The following is a 275-nucleotide window of genomic DNA, read 5'->3' on the forward strand; positions in this document are numbered from 1 at the left end:
TTCTAATTGATAGACCCATTCAACATAAAAGCAACCATTACGAGGCAGAATCCGAATTTCTCGAATCTTTTTAAAGTCGAGATTGGTGGGAAATGGCAACAGGAATGAATCAACTTTAAAGGCTGCTTTTACCTTTAAACCGAGGGGGATTCTGACATTTTCACCCTTCAGTCTGAGAGCTTGTTTGGGATAGGTTATTCCTCCCAACCCTCCTTTTTTTCGGTAGTTTGGCAGTCGGGGACGGTTTTCTAACTCGCCTTCTTTGAACTTCCTAG

1 pseudogene is annotated in these 275 nt (G+C 42.2%); it reads right to left on the bottom strand.

Annotation, left to right across the window (positions count from 1 at the left end):
* Positions 1–275: pseudogene (locus JUI58_RS01055) on the bottom strand (RNA-guided endonuclease TnpB family protein); the annotation flags it as partial.

This window comes from Spirulina sp. CCY15215 (assembly GCF_016888125.1).
Lineage (GTDB): Bacteria > Cyanobacteriota > Cyanobacteriia > Cyanobacteriales > Spirulinaceae > CCY15215.